The organism is Streptomyces sp. NPDC002698 (genome assembly GCF_042888945.1).
In the GTDB taxonomy this organism is placed as follows: domain Bacteria; phylum Actinomycetota; class Actinomycetes; order Streptomycetales; family Streptomycetaceae; genus Streptomyces.
Window position 1 is genome coordinate 30,555 of sequence record NZ_JBIAQM010000025.1, and the last position, 16,221, is coordinate 46,775.

Genomic DNA, 16,221 nt, shown 5'->3' on the forward strand with positions numbered 1-16,221 from the left:
CCCATGAGCCGGAGCGGACCGACGGGGACCGCTCGGCGGTGGGGTTCGCGGTCCGCCAGGGGCCGGGGAAGGGGAACCGGCCCCTGGCGGACCGCACGCGGTCAGCCGGTCACAGTGCCGGATACGCGTTCTTCATGAGCTCCTGGAACTGCGCGGAGAACCAGTGCCCGGAGAGCGGGGCGTTCGGCAGCGCGCCGGAGAGGCTGTTCCCGTTGCGGGCGTTGCCCGTGTACGTCGGGTCGCACATCCGGTCGAAGCCCTTGCCCTCGTCGTTCGCGATCGCCGAGCTGGAGCCGTCGGACTCGCCCGGAGGCTTCATCCACACGTAGGCGTCGATGCCGGTCGCCGGTGCCGCCTTCGGCCGCTCGCCGAGGCCCGCGCCCGACTGGTTGCACCAGTTGCCGATGTGGATACGGCGGTCGTAACGCCCTCCGTCGACGTACGTGTCGACGCTGGTCGTCGCGCCGGGGCCGCTGGGGCGCCCGGTTCCGCCCCAGCCGTTCCTGGAGGTGTCGATCAGCATGCCGATGCCGGAGTTGAAGCCGACCGAGACGAGCTGGGTGCGGAAGGCCTGCGCGAAGGACAGTTCGTCGACATAGCGGTTCCAGTCCACCCACTTGGACTGGCGCACCGAGGTGCCGTTCACCGTGTCGTTGATGGTGAAGTTGTTCTCCTTGAGGGCGCTGTAGTTCGCCGTGTTGGTGATGAAGCCCGCCACGTCGTCGACCGTCGCGCCCTCGGCCGTCGCCGCCTGCTTGAAGATGTTGGCGGCGGGGGCGAAGTTGTCGTCCCAGCCGAGCCATCCGTGGTGGCCGGCGTCGAGGTAGTTGTAGACGTTCGGGATCGCGCCGAGCTTGGCGAGCGCGTAGCCGACGCCCTTCACGTAGTTGCCGTTGGCCAGCATGGTGTCGCAGTTGGCCGTGGCGGTGGCGCGGCTGCCGGTGTTGGTGACGAGGTTCGGCAGCGAGTCGATCTCGATGGTCGTGACGATGCGCAGCGAGGCGTACTTGCTGTCGGAGAGGATCGCCGCGATCGGATCGATGAACTGTGTCTTGTACTTGTCGATCTCCGTGGCGCCGAGTTCGCCGTTGGAGGCGAGGGCGGCGCAGTCACGTCCGGGCAGGTCGTAGACGACGAGCTGGACGACCTCTTCGCCGCTGCCCTTCTGGGCGAGCGCCGCGTCGAGGTGGGCGCGCAGGCCCATGCTGGTGGACGAGCCGTTGATCGCGGCGATGCGGTCGAGCCAGACGCCGGTGGGCTGGTTGGAGATCCGGCTGCCGCCGGTCTCGGCGGCGGCCTTCGCCGACCATTCCGGGTTCACGTACACCTTGGCGCCGGAGTACGGGTTGTCGACGCGGGTTCCGGTGCCGCCGCCTCCCCCGCCGCCTCCGCCGCCGTCATCGACGTTGCAGGTGACGCCGTCGAGCGTGAAGGCGGTGGGCAGGGCGTTGGTGCCGCTGTAGGAGCCGTTGAAGCCGAAGCTCACCGAACTCCCGGTCGCCAGTGTCCCGTTGTACGTCTCGTTGGCCGCGGTGACGGCCGTCCCGCTCTGGGTGATCTTCGCGTTCCAGCCGGAGGTGACCTTCTGGTTCCCGGCGTACGACCACTTGACCGCCCAGGAGGACTTGGCGGCGCCGTTGTTGGTGACGGTGACGGCGGCTGTGAAGCCGGTGTCCCACTGGTTCTGCACCTTGTAGTCGACGGTGCAGGGTATGGCGGCGACGGCGTTGGCGCCGACGTCGGCGGGGACGGCCGCGGCGGCTCCGCCCGACCCCGCGGCGATCAGGGCGAGCGCCCCGAGAACGGCTGTTCTTGCACGGCTCATGTGCGGGTTCCTTATCCGTTGAGGGCGCGCAGGTGGTCGCGCAGCCCGATGCCGTAGGAGGTCGGAGTTCCGTCGTAGTTCGAGATCAGCGACGGACCCGAGGAACAGTCCCAGGTGTTCCAGGTCCAGCCGAGGTAGGAGAGCCCCCGGTCGTCGAACCACTTCATGACGGTGTCGACGAAGGAGTGGGAGCAGGTGTTCTCCCCGATCTCGCCCGCCACCAGGGGTACTTGGGCGGCGACCGGGGCAAGGGTCGAGTTCCAGCAGGTCTCGCTCGCGCAGGTGTTGAAGTTGTAGACGTGGTACGCGGCGACGAGATTGCCTGTCGGATCGCTGGGCTTGTACGCCAGCCACTGGCTCAGGTCGTTGGAGTACGCGAGACCGCCGGCCAGGATCAGGTTCTTGGCTCCGGTGCCGCGGACCGCGTCGACCAGGTCCTGCATTCCGGCGACCTCGTAGGAGATGCCGGGGCAGGTTCCGCCGTCGCGCCAGCAGGTCCACGCCTGGGTGGTCGTGGAGGTCGCGCGGTCCGGGTAGGGCTCGTTGAACAGGTCGAACGCGACGGCCGGGTCGTCCTTGAAGGTGTTCGCCACCGAGGTCCAGAAGGACGGGGTGTACTGCGCGTCGGGCATCGGTTTCTGGCAGGTGGCGTGCACGTCGGAGCAGCCCGCCGAGTTGCCGGTGTACTGGCCGTAGCTCCAGTGCAGTTCGACGAGCGGTGTCATGCCGTGCGCCTCGACCTTGGCCACCAGGTCCTTGACCGCGGCGATGTAGTTGGCGCCCGCGTACTCCGGTTTGATGTTGGAAAGCCCCAGCCAGCACTCCTCGTTCAGCGGAATGCGGACCGTGTTGACCTTCCAGTCGGCGATCGCCTTGACGGAGGCGTCGTCGACGGGACCGTCGAAGAAGCCGTAGCCCTGGACGCACATGAACTCGCCGCCGGAGCGGTTGACGCCGAGCATCCTGCGGGTGGCTCCCGTGGAGTCGACCAGTTCGTTGCCCGAGACGTGCAGTTTCGGCGCCTCACCGCCGGCCGGCGGCGGGTCGGTCGGTGTGGGCGTGGGCGTCGGCTGGGCGTCCACGTTGCAGGTGGTGCCGTTGAGCCTGAAAGCCGTCGGCACCGCGTTGCTTCCCGACCAGGAGGCGAGGAACCCGGCGCTGACGCTCGCGCCGGTGGCCAGCGAGCCGTTCCAGCTCTCGTTGGACGCGGTCACCGCCGTACCGGACTGGGACCACTTGGCGTTCCAGCCCTGGGTGACCTTCTGACCGGCGGGGAAGTCGAAGCCGAGGCTCCAACCGCTCAGCGCGGCCATGTTGTTGGTGATTCTCACGGCGCCCTGGAAGCCGGTGTCCCACTGGCCGGTGACCGAGTACTCCACCGTGCACGCGGGAGTTGCTCCCGAGGCCGTGACGACCGGCGCGACGACCGTGCCCACGAGGGCGACGGCGGCGCCGATCACTAAAAGGGACAAACGCGGGGGGTGACGCATGAAGCGACTCCTTGCAGCTCTGGCGCGCCGTTACGGACGCGTCGACTGATGGAACCGCTCCCACTGGTGCGGATGAAGCTAGCGCCAAGTGCCCGCGTTGCCCAGAGGAGTTGCGCAGTTGATCTGTCGAATCATTTCGACTCTTCAAGCACCTTGACCCCTCACACCCCCATCTCCAATATGGGAGCGCTCCCACTGGTTCAAGGCTTGTTGCTCCTCCCCCCATTCTCCGAGCCGCAAGGAGGAACCAGCACCATGGATCCGAGCCCTCGATGGAGACGTCGCCGCAGGTCACGACGGCTGTGGACCGCCGTAGTGGCGGCACTCGCCCTTCCGCTCACCACGCTGGCGACCGGTACGACTCCCGCACACGCGGCCACGGTTCAGTGCAGCGTCGACTACAAGACCAACGACTGGGGCTCCGGCTTCACCGCTGATCTGACGATCACCAACCGGGGCACCGACGCCATCAACGGCTGGACCCTGACCTACGCCTACACGGGCAACCAGACCCTCACCAACGGCTGGAACGGCACCTGGTCCCAGTCCGGCAAGTCGGTCACCGTGAAGAACGCCTCCTGGAACGGGACGATCGGCGCCGGGACCGCCGTGACCACCGGCGCGCAGTTCACCTACAGCGGTACCAACACCGCTCCCGCGTCCTACGCCGTCAACGGCACCACGTGCACCGGCGCGCACCAGCCGCCGATCACCGTGCTGACCAGCCCCGCGGCGGGTGCCGTCTACACCCAGGGCGACGCCGTCCCGATGGCCGCGACCGCGGCGGCGGCCGACGGAGCGACCATCTCCAAGGTCGAGTTCTACGACGACACGACCCTGCTCGGCACCGACACCAGCTCGCCGTACACGCTGTCGGCGTCCGGACTGGCCGTGGGCAGTCATTCCGTCCTCGCGAAGGCGTACGACAGCCTGGGCGCCTCGGCGGATTCCGTACCGGCCGGCATCACGGTCGCCGCGGGTCCGGCGATCGTCGCCTCGCCGACGCAACTCGGCGTCCAGCAGGGCAAGTCGGGGACGTTCACGGTCAAGCTCTCGACCCAGCCGAGCGCCAACGTGACGGTGGCGGTGGCCCGTACGGACGGGAACACCGGGCTGTCGGTGACCGGCGGTTCGAGTCTGACGTTCACCCCGTCCAACTGGAACACCGCCCAGACGGTGACGATCACCGCCGACGCCTCGGGCACCGGGTCCGCGACCTTCACGGCCTCGGCGACCGGTCAGGCCAAGGCCACGGTCACCGTGACGGAACTGGCCGCGTCGAAGGCGTACGACGCGCGCTTCCTGGACCTCTACGGCAAGATCACCAACCCGGCGAACGGCTACTTCTCCCCCGAGGGCATTCCCTATCACTCGGTGGAGACACTGATCGTCGAGGCCCCGGACCAGGGACACGAGACGACGTCGGAGGCGTACAGCTATCTGATCTGGCTCCAGGCGATGTACGGGAAGGTCACCGGCGACTGGTCGAAGTTCAACGCCGCGTGGACGACCATGGAGACGTACATGATCCCCACGCACGCCGACCAGCCGACGAACTCCTTCTACAACGCCTCCAAACCGGCCACCTACGCGCCGGAGCTGGACACCCCGAACGAGTACCCGGCCAAGCTCGACACCGGTGTCTCGGTCGGCCCGGACCCGATCGCCTCCGAGCTGAAGAGCGCGTACGGCACGGACGACGTGTACGGCATGCACTGGCTCCAGGACGTGGACAACACCTACGGCTACGGCAACGAACCCGGCAAGTGCGAGGCCGGTCCGACCGCCACGGGTCCGTCGTACATCAACACCTTCCAGCGCGGCGCGCAGGAGTCGGTGTGGGAGACGGTTCCGCAGCCGACCTGTGACGCCTTCAAGTACGGCGGCAAGAACGGCTACCTGGACCTCTTCACCGGGGACTCCTCGTACGCCAAGCAGTGGAAGTACACCGACGCCCCGGACGCCGACGCGCGTGCGGTGCAGGCCGCCTACTGGGCCGACCTGTGGGCCAAGGCCCAGGGCAAGAGCGCCGATGTGTCGGCGACCGTCGGCAAGGCCGCGAAGATGGGCGACTATCTGCGCTACGCCATGTACGACAAGTACTTCAAGAAAATAGGCAACTGCGTCGGCCCGTCGGCCTGCGCCGCGGGTACCGGCAAGGACGCCTCGCACTACCTGCTCTCCTGGTACTACGCCTGGGGCGGCGCGAACGACACCTCGGCGGGCTGGGCCTGGCGCATCGGCTCCAGCCACACCCACGGCGGCTACCAGAACCCACTGGCCGCCTACGCGCTCAGCAGCAACGCCGACCTGAAGCCCAAGTCGGCGACCGGCGCCTCGGACTGGGCCACCTCGCTGACCCGGCAGCTGGAGTTCTACCGCTGGCTCCAGTCGAGCGAGGGCGCCATCGCGGGCGGCGCGACCAACAGCTGGGCGGGCCGCTACGCGACACCTCCCACCGGGACGCCGACCTTCTACGGCATGTACTACGACCAGCAGCCGGTGTACCACGACCCGCCGTCCAACCAGTGGTTCGGCTTCCAGGCGTGGTCCATGGAGCGGGTCGCCGAGTACTACCAGCAGACGGGGAACGCGAGCGCCAAGGCGGTCCTCGACAAGTGGGTCACCTGGGCGCTGTCCAAGACCACGATCAACCCGGACGGCACCTACCAGATCCCCTCCACCCTCCAGTGGTCCGGCGCACCGGACACCTGGAACGCGTCGAGTCCCGGCGCCAACAGCGGACTTCACGTCACCGTCGCCGACTACACGAACGATGTCGGGGTGGCCGCCGCGTACGCCAAGACCCTGTCGTACTACGCCGCCAGGTCCGGCAGCACCCAGGCGAAGACGACGGCCAAGGCGCTCCTGGACGGCATGTGGAACAACTACCAGGACGGTCTGGGCATCGCCGTCCCGGAGACCCGCGCCGACTACAACCGCTTCGACGACGGCGTGTACGTGCCGAGCACCTTCACCGGCACGATGCCGAACGGCGACGCGGTCAACTCCTCCTCGACCTTCGCCTCGCTGCGGTCCTTCTACAAGAACGACCCGGCCTGGTCGAAGATCCAGGCCTATCTGGCGGGCGGCGCCGCGCCCTCCTTCACGTACCACCGGTTCTGGGCGCAGGCGGACATCGCCCTCGCCATGGGTTCGTACGCGGAGCTTCTCGAATAGTCCCCGCTGTGGCTCCGGGTACGCGGTCCTGTCCCTGACGGCAGGGCCACCGGCCGGGCGGTCCCTCACCGCGCTGAGGGCCGCCCGGCCGTCCATCTGTCCCTTCCCGACTCCTCCTGCGCACCGGAGAGGACTCCCCCGTGCGAAGAACACGCATCCTCACGGCCGTACTCGCCCTCGCCGCCGGGCTCTTGGCCGGCACCCCGCCCGCACTGGCCGCGAACACCCCCACGACGAACGCCGCGAGCACCCCCACGACGACGGTCGCGGCCGACACGTACACCTGGAAGAACGCCCGTATCGACGGCGGCGGCTTCGTCCCCGGCATCGTCTTCAACCGCTCCGAGAAGAACCTCGCCTACGCCCGTACGGACATCGGCGGCGCCTACCGCTGGGTCCAGGCCACGAAGAGCTGGACCCCGCTGCTGGACTCGGTCGGCTGGAGCGAGTGGGGGCACACCGGCGTCGTCAGCCTCGCCTCCGACTCCGTCGCCCCGGACAAGGTGTACGCGGCGGTCGGCACGTACACCAATGACTGGGACCCGACCAACGGGGCCGTGCTGCGTTCCTCCGACCGGGGCGCGAGCTGGCAGAAGACCGACCTGCCCTTCAAGCTGGGCGGCAACATGCCCGGACGGGGCATGGGCGAGCGGCTCGCCGTCGACCCCCGCAAGAACAGCGTGCTGTATCTCGGCGCGCCCAGCGGCAAGGGTCTGTGGCGCTCCACGGACTCCGGAGTGACCTGGTCGCAGGTCACGGCGTTCCCGAACCCGGGCAACTACGTCCAGGACTCGACCGACACCAGCGGCTACGCCTCCGACAACCAGGGCGTCGTCTGGGTCACCTTCGACGAGTCGACCGGCACCTCGGGCAGCGCCACGCAGACGATCTACGTGGGGGTCGCCGACAAGGACAACGCGGTCTACCGCTCGACGGACGGCGGCGCGACCTGGTCCAGGCTCGCCGGCCAGCCGACCGGCTACCTCGCCCACAAGGGCGTCCTCGACGCCGTGAACGGTTACCTCTATCTCGCCTACAGCGACAAGGGCGGCCCGTACGACGGCGGCAAGGGCCGGTTGTGGCGGTACGCGACGAAGACCGGGACGTGGACGGACATCAGCCCGGTGGCGGAGGCCGACACCTACTACGGCTTCGGCGGGCTGACCGTCGACCGCCGGCACCCCGGAACCGTGATGGCGACGGGGTACAGCTCCTGGTGGCCGGACACCCAGATCTTCCGGTCCACCGACAGCGGCGGCACCTGGACCAAGGCGTGGGACTACACGTCGTACCCGAACCGCTCGAACCGCTACACGATGGACGTCTCGTCCGTGCCCTGGCTCACCTTCGGCGCGAATCCCTCGCCGCCCGAACAGACCCCCAAACTCGGCTGGATGACCGAGGGGCTGGAGATCGACCCGTTCGACTCCGCCCGGATGATGTACGGAACCGGCGCCACGGTCTACGGCACCGAGAACCTCACCAACTGGGACTCCGGGAGCCAGTTCACCGTCAAGCCCATGGTCCAGGGACTGGAGGAGACGGCCGTCAACGACCTCGCCTCTCCCTCGTCGGGCGCCCCGCTGCTCAGCGCGCTCGGTGACATCGGCGGCTTCCGGCACACGGATCTCACCAAGGTCCCGTCGATGATGTACACCTCGCCGAACCTCACCAGCACGACCGGCCTCGACTACGCCGAGACCAACCCGAACACGGTGGTCCGGGTCGGCAACCTCGACTCCGGGCCGCACATCGGGTTCTCGACGGACAACGGCGCCAACTGGTTCGCGGGCAGCGACCCTTCGGGCGTCACCGGCGGCGGAACGGTCGCCGCGGCCTCGGACGGCAGCCGCTTCGTGTGGAGCCCGGCGGGCACCGGGGTGCAGTACACCACCGGGTTCGGTACGTCGTGGTCCGCGTCGAGCGGTATCCCCGCGGGCGCGGTCGTCGAGTCGGACCGGGTCGACCCGAAGACCTTCTACGGCTTCAAGTCGGGCAAGTTCTACGTCAGTTCGGACGGCGGAGCGACCTTCACGGCGTCCGCCGCCGGCAACCTGCCGACCGGGGACAGCGTGCGCTTCAAGGCGCTGCCCGGCACCAAGGGCGATGTGTGGCTGGCGGGCGGCGCGAGCGACGGGGCGTACGGCCTGTGGCACTCGACGGACGGCGGAGCGACCTTCACCAAGCTGTCGAACGTCGACCAGGCCGACACGATCGGCTTCGGCAAGGCGGCGACGGGGGCCTCGTACCAGACGCTCTACACCAGCGCGAAGATCGGGGGCGTACGCGGGATCTTCCGCTCCACGGACGAGGGCGCGAGCTGGACGCGCGTCAACGACGACGCCCACCAGTGGGGTTGGACCGGCGCGGCCATCACCGGGGACCCGCGGGTCTACGGACGCGTGTACGTCGCGACGAACGGGCGCGGGATCGTCTACGGCGACACCTCGGACACCGGGGGTGGTGACGGGGGCGGCGGTACGGACCCGACACCCCCGCCGACGGGGGCCTGCACAGTGACGTACAGGATCACCAGCCAGTGGCAGGGCGGCTTCCAGGCCGACGTGTCCCTCGCCAACACCGGCTCCACCGCCTGGAGCGGCTGGAACCTGGGCTGGTCCTTCTCCGACGGCCAGAAGATCACGCAGCTCTGGAACGCCGACCACACCCAGTCGGGCGCGGCGGTGACGGCGAAGAACGTCGGCTGGAACGCGAACGTGGCACCGGGTTCGACGGTCGCCTTCGGCTTCACGGGGAGCTGGACGGGGGCGAACACGAAACCGGCGGCGTTCAAGCTGGGGGATCGGAACTGCGCGGCGGGTTGACCCCGACGCGGCGGCCACCGAGGGCGCGCACCCGCCGGGTGCGCGCTCAGAGGCTGCGGACGACGCGGGCGGGGTTGCCGACGGCGACCACACCCGGCGGTACGTCCTTGGTGACGACGGCGCCCGCGCCGATGACCGAGTCGTTCCCGATGGTCACCCCGGGCAGGACGATGGCGCCTCCGCCGATCCACACGTTGTCGCCGATGGTGATCGGCTCGGCCGCCTCCAGCTTGTCGCGGCGGGGCTGCGGCTCCAAGGGGTGGGTCGGAGTGAGCAGTTGGACGCCGGGGCCGATCTGGCAGTCCTCGCCGATCGCGATGGCGGCGACGTCCAGGGCGGTGAGGTCGTAGTTGACGAAGGTGCGCGCCCCGATGGTGATGTTGACGCCGAAGTCGACGTGCAGCGGCGGCCTCACGTGGACCTCTTCGCCCACCGAGCCGAGGAGTTCGGCGAGGACGGGCCGCGCCGTGTCCGCGTCCTCGACGTAAGCGGCCCGGTAGCGGTCGGCCAGGCGTACGGCCCGCTGCTGACGGCGGGCGATCTCGGGGTCGTCGGCGATGTAGTGGTCACCCGCCCGCATGCGTTCGAGGTGGGTACGGGGGTCGTTCTCGAAGTAGTCGGTCGCCATGGCCGCGAGCCTATGGGCTGTCCCGTGATCCCTGGCGGATCAGCGCGCGGCGGCCCGGACAGCAGCCGGCCCCGCACCGGGCATCACTCCGGGCGGGGCCTCAGCAGCATCCCCGACTTGTTCGGAACGGATGCCTGTGCGACCAGCGTAACCGGCGGCACCGACAACAGCCCGGCACGCCCGTCGGGCCGCCCGAGCGCCGGCGCCCACCAGGTACCGTCGGTCAACCGGCATCGCCAACCACAAGCGCAAGTACCACTCCGAGCAGTAGAGGACACGGAACCCCATGACGCATCAGCAGGTTCTCGCGCAGTCCGTTCGCGCACTCGGCGGCACCTGGGACACCCAGCGGGCGGTCACCGCGCTCCGGGACGCCGGGGTCGGCGACGGGGACCGGATCCAGCAGGAGAAGCGGGCCCGGCAGGCACTCCGCGACCTCGCCACGGCCGGCCTCCTCGTGAAGACCGACCCGGACAGCGCCACGTACCGCCTCGCCGATCAGTAGGCACCCGGTACCAGGGCCCCGCCCTGACGGCCGCCGGGCCGGCTCCGTCGTGCGCGAGACGGCGCGACGGACGGCCCGGGCGGGTCGAGGGCAGCCGCGAAACCTCCCGTGGGGAGCCGGGAGGAGCGGCGGGCCGGTCGGAACCGCGGTTCAGGCAGGACCCGTGCGGAGGCCGACGCCCGGGAGCTGTGGAACCCGCACGCCCAACGATGCACCACAATCGGCCACCCGGATAGACCATGGCCGGAAGTTGCTGCCGACCCGCCGCGAGCACGAGGGCCGTCGGCGGCGACCGGACACGTGACCCGGCTCGGGGCGGACCGAAGGCAGGGCTCAGGGCGGGTCGAAAGCAGGGCTCAAGCCTGGTCGCGAAGCCGGACACCGGGCCGAGCGCGCCGGCGTACGGGGGTGTGGTGCGCGATACCGGAGACCGGCCCGCGTCACAGTCGGGCCGGGCTCCGGCACATACGAGCCTACAAGGCGCCGCCGCCGAGGACGGGCCCGCGCCGGCCGCCGTGGACCCGGCGGGCACGGACCCCGGCGGATACAGGTCGCGGCGGCCCTCCGACGGGTGCGGAGAGCCGCCGCGACCTGTGCTCGGCCCCAGCGATTCAGCGGCTCACGGCGTGTACACCGACGGTCGCGGGGCCGTCGCCATGCCGTTGCCGAGGAAGAAGCTCGGGTGCGGGGGCTGGTTGTACGCGGTGTTCTGCCAGGCCAGGGCTGTGCGGTACTGGGCGTCGTGGAGCAGGGTGGTGATCTTCGCGGTGGTCTCGTAGGGGGTGGAGTAGATCCTCAGGGCCGTGTTGTCCGTCGTGGGCCAGACGGCTTCCTCGCGCCAGTCGCCGAGAATGTCGCCGGACAGGGACGGTGTCGCCTTGGTGCCGTTGCCGGAACGGACACCCGAGCCGGTCAGCAGGCGGGTGTCGGCGGACGTGCCGTACTTGTCGATGTGGGTGTCGTCGAGGAGTTCGCGGACGGTGTCCCCGTCCCACCAGGACAGGAAGTTGATGCTGCCCGGCTTGCGGGTGGCCACCACCGTGCCCTTCGGGTCGCGGACGCCGTCGGCCTTGGAGGACCAGGACTCGGCTCCCGCGCTGCCCGCCCAGACGTCCCCGGACACGCCCCGGCCGTTGTCGCCGTTGGCGGCCGTCGACCAGAGGATCGCGCCGGTCCTCGCGTCCGCCATCCACGAGGACGGCTTGGTGGAGTCCTCGTCGACCTTGAACTCCTCCAGGCCCGCGCGGGACGGGTCGAGATCGCCGACGTGCATCGCGTCGCCGTGGCCGTTCTTCGTGGTCCACAGCCCGGAGCCGTTGTCGTCGACGGCCATCGAGCCGTACACGATCTCGTCCTTGCCGTCGCCGTCGGCATCGGCCACGGACAGCTGGTGGTTGCCCTGCCCGTCGTACCCCTTGCCGCTGTTGGTCGAGGAGTTGGTGTCGAAGGTCCACCGCCGGGTGAACGCGCCGCCCCGCCAGTCCCAGGCCGCGACGACCGTACGCGTGTAGTAGCCGCGCGCCATGATCAGGGAGGGCCGGGAACCGTCCAAGTAGGCGGTGCCCGCCAGGAATCGGTCGACACGGTTGCCGTAGGAGTCGCCCCAGGAGGAGACCGTGCCGCGCGCCGGGACATAGTCGACGGTGCCCATGGCCGCCCCGGTCAGGCCGTTGAACATGGTCAGGTACTCGGGCCCGGAGAGGACGTATCCGCTGGAGTTGCGGTGGTCGGCGGAGGAACTGCCGATCACCGCGCCCCGGCCGTCCGTCGTGCCGTCCGCGGTCTTCATGGCCACCTCGGCCCTGCCGTCACCGTCGTAGTCGTACACCTGGAACTGTGTGTAGTGGGCGCCGGAGCGGATGTTCCGGCCCAGGTCCACGCGCCACAGGCGGGTGCCGTCGAGCTTGACGCCGTCGACGATCGTGTTGCCGGTGTAGCCGGACTGGGAGTTGTCCTTGGCGTTCGTCGGCTGCCACTTGAGGACGAAGTCGAGCGCGCCGTCGCCGTCGAGGTCGCCGACGGAGACGTCGTTGGCCTCGTAGGTGTACGCGACACCGTCGGGGGTGGTGCCGCCCGCGGGCGGGGTGATCGGAACGTCCTTGTAGCCCGCCCGGAACTGGACGGCGTGGACGGAGTCCGCCTGCTCCACGCCGTTCACGATCGCGCGGACCGTGTAGTCGGCCTGCGCGGGCGCGCCCGGGTGGAAGTAGTTCGTGGATCCGCCGACCGGGGTGGAGTTGACCAGGGTCCCGGCGCGGTAGACGTTGAACGACACGTCGTTCGGGTCGGTGCCGAGCCAGCGCCAGGTGACCAGGTTGCCGCTGTCGGTGTGGACGCTGACGACGCCCCGGTCGAGGGCTTCGACCTGTCGCGCCGTGGCCGCCCGGGCCGGAGCGGCGCCGAGACCGGCGAGTCCGGCGGTGATGAGGGCCGCGGCCGCCAGGGCCGAGCCGATCGCACGTCTGCGGTGCTGCCGTTGCGGGTGCTGCACGGTGATTACCTCCTGGGAGGACAGACTGCTTCCGCTTCCCAGTCGCCGCTGCGCGCAGGGGGGTTGCCGCCTCGCGGCAAGCGCTCTCTACGCGTATCTGCGGGCCAGCTCGGCGACCGTCTCGGTGATGCGGGCGCGCAGCTCGGGCGGCTCCAGGACCTCGACGGCCGTGCCGAGCCGCAGGAAGTCGTCGTGGGCCTGCTCCAGGGACTCGACGGGGACGGTGGCACGCGTCCAACCCTGCTCGTCCGTACGCCCGTCGACCGCCATCGCCCGGCCGGCGAGACCGCCCAGGCCGGTTCCGGGCGCGATCCGGACGACCACCTCCGCCTGGTGCAGCCGCTCGTGGAAGTCCCGTTGGTAGGCGGTCCAGTACTCCGCCAGATCGAATCCCTCGGGCCGGGTGAACTCCGCTTCCGAGGTGCGCAGTCCGAGAATCTGGTCCACCCGGTAGGTGCGGGGTCCCGGGCCCGCGACGACGTACCAGCGACCCGCCTTCAGGACGAGACCGTACGGTTCCAGGCGGCGGTCCACGTCGGTGGGTTCGCGCCAGCGGCGGTAGCGGACGTCGAGGACCCGGCCGTTCCATACGGCGTCGGCGACCGCGGTGAGGTACGGGGTCTCGTCGGCGTCCGCGTACCAGCCCGGCGCGTCCAGGTGGAAGCGGCCGCTCACCCGGTCCGCGTGCTCGCGCAGTTCACGCGGGAGGGCGGCGCGCACCTTGAGCTGGGCCGCGGCGAGCACCGCGCCGAGTCCGAGTTCGGCGGCGGGCCCGGGGACCCCGGCGAGGAAGAGCGCCTCGGCCTCCTCGGTGGTGAGGCCGGTGAGGCGGGTGCGGTAGCCGTCGAGGAGGCGGTAGCCGCCTTCGTGCCCCGCGTCGCCGTAGAGCGGGACGCCCGCCGCGCTCAGTGCCTCGACGTCCCGGTACACCGTCCGGACCGACACCTCCAGTTCCGCGGCGAGCTGGGCGGCGGTGAGTCTGCCCCGGGTCTGGAGCAGCAGCAGGATCGAGATGAGACGGCTGGACTTCACTGACACATGGTGTCAGTGAAGCGGGCCTAGCGTCCCTGCCATGGCTTCAGCTTCCTCCACACCGTCCACCGCTCCAGCGGTGGTGTCGGCCTCAGTGCCCTCCGGGGCATCCGATGCGTCCGTGCCTTCCGGGGCTTCCGGCGGTTCCAGGGCTTCCGGCGGCTCCGGGGCTTCCGCGGCCTCGGACGCGTCCCCGGCCCGTGCGGCCTTCAGGGAAAAGTTCCTGACCGTGCCGCCGCCCGTCGAGATGGCGGGACGGCGGATCAAGCGGTACCACGTGACCGCGGACCCCGCCGGTATCGAACCGGAGGTCGAAAGGGCGGCCTACGCGATCCTGCCGCGGCTGCTTCCCGAGCCGGACGGCACCCCGCCGGCCACGTTCGTCGTCCTGCACCGGGGCGCCGACGACAGTGCCTATCTCAACGCGTACAGCTGGGTGTGGGACAACGTCCTGCACTTCCGGGGCGCCGCCGCGGGCCAGCAGGTGCTGGGCTGCCCCGACCGCGACCCGGCGCACTTCGTCACCACGGACCTCCCGTGGATCGGCTGCGTCTGGGAGCTGCCGCCGGTCCTGCACGAGCGGGACGCCTGGGTGCGGCATCTGCTCGCCCCCGAAGTACCCGACCTGGCCGCCTACTTGACCGACTCCCTGCCTGAAGGAACCACAGGGGACCGCGCATGAACGACGTCCGGGACAACGTGTCGGCCCTGAACGACTTCGACTTCCTCCACGGCGACTGGGACGTCGTCAACCGCCGTCGTACGGACTTCCTCGACCCGGAGAGCGGCTGGGAGGAGTTCTCCGCGGTCAGCCGCTGCTGGAACCTGTTCCGCGGCGCCGCGAACATCGACGAGATCGACGTGCCGAGCCAGGGATGGACGGGCCTGACGCTGCGGCTCTTCGACGTGGAGACCGGGCGGTGGTCGCTGAACTGGTCGTCCAGCCGCAGCGGCCGGCTGTTCCCGCCGGTGCTCGGGCGGTTCGGACCGGACGGACGCGGCGAGTTCCACGGCGACGACACCCATGACGGGAAGGACGTGCGGGTGCGGTTCGTGTGGTCGGGGATCTCGGAGACGACGGCTCGCTGGGAACAGGCCTTCTCCGTGGACGGGGAGAACACCTGGCTGACGAACTGGACCATGGACTTCACCCGGAGGAAGACCCTCTGACCCCGGGCCCGGGCCGGTTCGCACGAGTTCAGTTCCTTCGGAAGGCCCGCAGGGTGAAGTCGGGTTCGCGGCGCGGGACATCGGGCCCCGGCAGGGTCTCGACCCGCTCGGCCAGCCGAGGTCCGCCGGCCGCGTAGAGCCGGCCGCTGCGGATGTACCGGGCCACATCCCGCGGGGTCCGGCCCTGGCCGTGGCCGCGGAAGAGGGCCGTGCCGCTCGGCACCAGGCCGTGCTCGGCGGCGTACGCCGTGACGCGTGCGGTCCCGTCCTCGGCGTGCCCGGTGGGACAGGGCGCGGTCAACGCGTCGATGTCGCTGCCGACGTGGTGGGCCGCCGCCTTGTCGACGGTGGTGACGAACACACCACCGGGGCGCAGGACGCGCGCGGCCTCGGCGACGACGGGGCCCGCGTCGTCCAGCAGATGGAGCAGCCAGACGGCGCACACCGCGTCGAACGAGCCTTCCGGGAAGGGGAGTCGACGGCCGTCGGCGCGGACGACGGCTCCGGGGAGGCGCTCCGCCGCCCGGCGCGTCATGCCGTGGGCCGCGTCCGTCCCCGTCACCCGGAGCCCCGGCCGCCCGGCGGCGAGCCCGCTCGTCACGATGCCGGTGCCGCAGGCCACGTCGAGCAGGCTGCGGGCGTCGTCGGGGACCAGGGCGAGCACGGCGGCCGCGGCAGCGGCGGCCCGTGGTTCGCCGCCGCGCGTCGCGTCGTAGCGGTCGGCTTCCTTGTCGTAGTCCAGCACGGAGGTCAGCTCGCCCCGTGTCCCGGCGCGAGTTCCTCCACCCTGCGGGCGAGATCGAAGTCGAGCACGGTGACGGCGCCGCCGACGCTGTGCGTGTTCACGGTGAGGGCGATCGTGTTGTAGCCGAGGGTGAGGTCGGAGTGGTGGCCGAGCTCCTCCTGCACCTGGGCGATGTGCACGACCATCGCGGTCGCCGCGAAGTGTGTGCCGAGCCGGTAGGTACGGGCGAGCCGGTCACCGTCCAGCGACCAGCCGGGCAACGCCGCCAGCCGCTCCTCGATCTCCTTGGGCTCCAGCGGTTCGACGGCCATGGACGTGATCCCTTCGTAC

The 16,221-nt window shown here is 70.2% G+C and carries 12 protein-coding genes; 5 read left to right on the forward strand and 7 right to left on the reverse strand.

Going from position 1 to position 16,221, the window contains the following annotated elements:
* Positions 1 to 109: 109 nt before the first annotated feature.
* Entirely contained in the window at positions 110 to 1,825 is a 1,716-nt protein-coding gene (locus tag ACFYW9_RS28830; RefSeq protein ID WP_389156134.1) for a glycoside hydrolase family 6 protein, read from the reverse strand.
* Positions 1,826 to 1,836: 11 nt separating this feature from the next.
* Positions 1,837 to 3,315, reverse strand: a complete 1,479-nt coding sequence (locus tag ACFYW9_RS28835) for a cellulase family glycosylhydrolase (protein WP_389156137.1) — start codon at positions 3,313 to 3,315, stop codon at positions 1,837 to 1,839.
* A 255-nt stretch (positions 3,316 to 3,570) separates the two neighbouring features.
* Here ACFYW9_RS28835 and ACFYW9_RS28840 point away from each other — a divergent pair, with 255 nt between their 5' ends.
* The gene (locus ACFYW9_RS28840; RefSeq protein ID WP_389156140.1) at positions 3,571 to 6,495 is read left to right on the forward strand and encodes a glycoside hydrolase family 48 protein; all 2,925 of its coding nucleotides are present in this window, start codon (positions 3,571 to 3,573) and stop codon (positions 6,493 to 6,495) included.
* A gap of 140 nt (positions 6,496 to 6,635) precedes the next feature.
* Positions 6,636 to 9,320, forward strand: a complete 2,685-nt coding sequence (locus ACFYW9_RS28845; protein WP_389156143.1) for a cellulose binding domain-containing protein — start codon at positions 6,636 to 6,638, stop codon at positions 9,318 to 9,320.
* Between the two features lie 46 nt (positions 9,321 to 9,366).
* Here the strand turns inward: ACFYW9_RS28845 and ACFYW9_RS28850 are convergent, their stop codons facing one another.
* The gene (locus ACFYW9_RS28850) at positions 9,367 to 9,948 is read right to left on the reverse strand and encodes a sugar O-acetyltransferase (RefSeq protein ID WP_389156146.1); all 582 of its coding nucleotides are present in this window, start codon (positions 9,946 to 9,948) and stop codon (positions 9,367 to 9,369) included.
* Positions 9,949 to 10,234: 286 nt separating this feature from the next.
* Between ACFYW9_RS28850 and ACFYW9_RS28855 the strand changes: the two genes are divergently transcribed.
* Positions 10,235 to 10,453 carry a hypothetical protein gene (locus ACFYW9_RS28855; protein WP_389156149.1) on the forward strand — a complete coding sequence of 73 codons (219 nt, stop codon included), beginning with the start codon at positions 10,235 to 10,237 and terminating at the stop codon, positions 10,451 to 10,453.
* Positions 10,454 to 11,072: 619 nt separating this feature from the next.
* Here the strand turns inward: ACFYW9_RS28855 and ACFYW9_RS28860 are convergent.
* Together ACFYW9_RS28860 and ACFYW9_RS28865 are read right to left on the reverse strand one after the other, a co-directional pair.
* Positions 11,073 to 12,950, reverse strand: a complete 1,878-nt coding sequence (locus tag ACFYW9_RS28860) for a rhamnogalacturonan lyase (protein WP_389156268.1) — start codon at positions 12,948 to 12,950, stop codon at positions 11,073 to 11,075.
* An 81-nt stretch (positions 12,951 to 13,031) separates the two neighbouring features.
* Positions 13,032 to 13,976 carry a helix-turn-helix transcriptional regulator gene (locus tag ACFYW9_RS28865; RefSeq protein WP_389156152.1) on the reverse strand — a complete coding sequence of 315 codons (945 nt, stop codon included), beginning with the start codon at positions 13,974 to 13,976 and terminating at the stop codon, positions 13,032 to 13,034.
* A gap of 247 nt (positions 13,977 to 14,223) precedes the next feature.
* Between ACFYW9_RS28865 and ACFYW9_RS28870 the strand changes: the two genes are divergently transcribed.
* Together ACFYW9_RS28870 and ACFYW9_RS28875 are read left to right on the forward strand one after the other, a co-directional pair.
* Positions 14,224 to 14,658 (forward strand): hypothetical protein, encoded by a 435-nt coding sequence (locus ACFYW9_RS28870; protein WP_389156271.1) that lies wholly within the window; start codon positions 14,224 to 14,226, stop codon positions 14,656 to 14,658.
* A gap of 17 nt (positions 14,659 to 14,675) precedes the next feature.
* Positions 14,676 to 15,146, forward strand: coding sequence for a hypothetical protein (locus tag ACFYW9_RS28875; RefSeq protein ID WP_389156274.1), 471 nt, complete (start codon positions 14,676 to 14,678; stop codon positions 15,144 to 15,146).
* Between the two features lie 28 nt (positions 15,147 to 15,174).
* Here ACFYW9_RS28875 and ACFYW9_RS28880 read toward each other — a convergent pair whose 3' ends face one another.
* A complete protein-coding gene (locus ACFYW9_RS28880; protein ID WP_389156155.1) occupies positions 15,175 to 15,891 on the reverse strand; it encodes a class I SAM-dependent methyltransferase in 717 nt (238 codons plus the stop codon).
* Positions 15,892 to 15,896: 5 nt separating this feature from the next.
* Positions 15,897 to 16,202, reverse strand: coding sequence for a 4a-hydroxytetrahydrobiopterin dehydratase (locus tag ACFYW9_RS28885; RefSeq protein WP_389156158.1), 306 nt, complete (start codon positions 16,200 to 16,202; stop codon positions 15,897 to 15,899).
* Positions 16,203 to 16,221 lie beyond the last annotated feature (19 nt).

What these genes read in the sequence shown, in the direction of transcription:
- ACFYW9_RS28850 (WP_389156146.1), bottom strand. Translation starts at nt 9,948, where the DNA reads ATGGCGACCGACTACTTCGAGAACGACCCCCGTACCCACCTCGAACGC.
- ACFYW9_RS28885 (WP_389156158.1), bottom strand. Translation starts at nt 16,202, where the DNA reads ATGGCCGTCGAACCGCTGGAGCCCAAGGAGATCGAGGAGCGGCTGGCG.
- ACFYW9_RS28830 (WP_389156134.1), bottom strand. Translation starts at nt 1,825, where the DNA reads ATGAGCCGTGCAAGAACAGCCGTTCTCGGGGCGCTCGCCCTGATCGCC.
- ACFYW9_RS28840 (WP_389156140.1), top strand. Translation starts at nt 3,571, where the DNA reads ATGGATCCGAGCCCTCGATGGAGACGTCGCCGCAGGTCACGACGGCTG.
- ACFYW9_RS28870 (WP_389156271.1), top strand. Translation starts at nt 14,224, where the DNA reads ATGGCGGGACGGCGGATCAAGCGGTACCACGTGACCGCGGACCCCGCC.
- ACFYW9_RS28855 (WP_389156149.1), top strand. Translation starts at nt 10,235, where the DNA reads ATGACGCATCAGCAGGTTCTCGCGCAGTCCGTTCGCGCACTCGGCGGC.
- ACFYW9_RS28835 (WP_389156137.1), bottom strand. Translation starts at nt 3,315, where the DNA reads ATGCGTCACCCCCCGCGTTTGTCCCTTTTAGTGATCGGCGCCGCCGTC.